Annotated in this window: 1 protein-coding gene; it reads right to left on the minus strand. The window is 62.9% G+C overall.

Features of this window, described 5'->3' with window-relative positions; translation table 11 throughout:
- On the minus strand, window positions 1-2,034 hold a 2,034-nt coding region (locus tag AC3AYF_RS20335; protein ID WP_487780298.1), incomplete at its 3' end, for a ParB family protein.
- Window positions 2,035-2,206 lie beyond the last annotated feature (172 nt).

Raw genomic sequence — 2,206 nt, forward strand, 5'->3', positions numbered from 1 at the left:
ATCCCCCTCTGCATTGAGCACGTCACGCAACACCCGGATCAGCCGTGTCAGCCAGAACACACGAACGAAGAGGCCGTCGGGCAGACGCACCTCGGTGTCGTCACCATGACTGCCCACCAGTTCTCCCAACAGCGAGATGTCGCTCGGCATCACCGGATCGATGTTGCCCTCGAGACCGGCGAGCAGTTGCCAGACGAGCTGAGCACGACGGCTGGGTGCGCCCTCGAGGGGACCGAGTTCGTAACCGATACCGTCACGCGCATTGAGGCGAATGACCTCGCTGGATCCGCTGGCCTCGACACCGGCCCAGCTGGCCAGCACCTGGACCACCTCACCGATCTGCATGCGCAGATCCTGGGCGTTGCGACGCCAGGCCGGCACATGCCAGAGATCCGTGATCGGGGCGACACGGCCACCGTCCTGCAGCGGTACGCTCTTGAGTGCCGCTGCCTCGAAGTCGATGGCCTCCTCGCCGTGTTCCTTCGCCTGCCAGTGACGCAGCTGGCGATGGCCTTCGGTCTCGTGGTGGGGAGAGAGGGTCAGATCGGCGGCGATGGTCGCCTGTTCCTCGGCAGAGCGCGTCGGCTGCGGAGTGTGCTCCTGGAGCAGACCATCGGTGTCCAGTAGCCCGCCGGCGTTGTCGTTCCAGTCGTCATCGAAACTGCCGCCCTGTGGAGCTACCGGTGTTCGCTGAGTCTGAGCCTCGAGTTCGGCGTTGCGCTGCTCAAGTTGCTCGAGCTTGGCGCGCATCTGTTTCATGGCGACCGACTCGCCCACCCCGCCCGTATCCGGAACACCGCGCCCCGTCGACGGTTCCGGCGCGGGATCGAGGTCGCTTTGGCCATCGCCGAAGGTCAGATCATCGGGGTCGAGTTCACCGTCGCCGCCGGTGGGTTCGCTACCGCCTCGAGAGGTTTTGGCGGTCGATGGCAGAGAGGAAGGATCCGACGACTTGCCGGACGACGAGCCACCCGGAGAAGTATCCGGTTTTGGCGGATAAAGGTGACGCTCCTGGGGATGACGCAGGCGTTCCAGTTCACTATCGACAGTGGTCCAGATATCCGCGCGCTCCTCGTCCGTTGCCGCCCGGGCATACTTGCGCACGGTGAACCAGTTCTTCCACGCCATGTCGATCGGGTTGAAGTGCAGCCCGGTGTGCTCGTTGAGCATGCCCTTCAAGCGATCTTCGACGATGTTCCAGCGAAACTCGGTCTGCCCCTCGTGATCGAGCTGGGCCATCTCCTCATGCCATGCCAGCGCGAAATCGCCGTCGACGACATTGTTAGCCCAGCGCTCACCCTCGCCCAGGCCATCGGCGTGCTCGATCCAGTAGTCGGCACAGCGGGTCCAGCACTCGTCACAGAACTGGCGATAGGCGATCAGCTTCACTATCTGTGGACGGCCCATGCCGGCATCCAGTGATAACGGTAGCGTTGGAAGGAAGTGCTCGATGGTGTAGAGCATTCGACTTATATGGCTTTGGTCGATGGCATAACCCAATGCTCGCAGTCGCTTGGTCAGCTCACGCTGGGAGATGGTCTCGCCGGCGTCCTCCTCGATCATGCGCTTGGCCTCGAAGATCCCGCGCGCGCGCTCGATCCAGCTCAGTTGCCCCCGGTTGTCGTTCTCGGCCAGATGGCCGGCGAGCACGTTGATCTCGCCCTGCCACGGAATGAAGTGGCAGTCCTGGTGATAGAAGGACTGATCGCCCGTCTCCTGATACAGCTCATTGAGAATCGTCAGGCGAGTGTTGCCCCCATCGGAGATCATGTAGCGGTCATCGCCGGGTCGCTGCGTGACGGTCAACTTCTGCTTGAGCCCGACCGCCTTGATCGACGCCTTGATCTCATCGAACTTGGGGTTGTGATGGGTTCTGGGGTTGCGGTCGTAGGGACGCAGCTGATCCAGCGTAAGCGACATCGCCTGTTCGCGGGTCGGTGCTGGCAGCCGATCGGTGGGCTGGCTCCTGAGCGTCGGCCCCGGCTGGTTCAGCTTGGCCGTGATCTGATCGGGGGTAACGGATGGTTTACTCATGAGGTCCACTCCGGCTGCCGCGAGGCGCAGCCATCAGAATCGAAAAAATGGTTCAACTGCTGGTTGAGACGACCGATGCTCTGGGTCAACCCGTGCAAGCTCAGGTCGCTGCGCGTCTGCGGCGGATGCTGCTGGCAAAGCGCCTGCAGGCCACGACGCAGATCGAGCAGGT

This window comes from Salinicola sp., assembly GCF_982684285.1.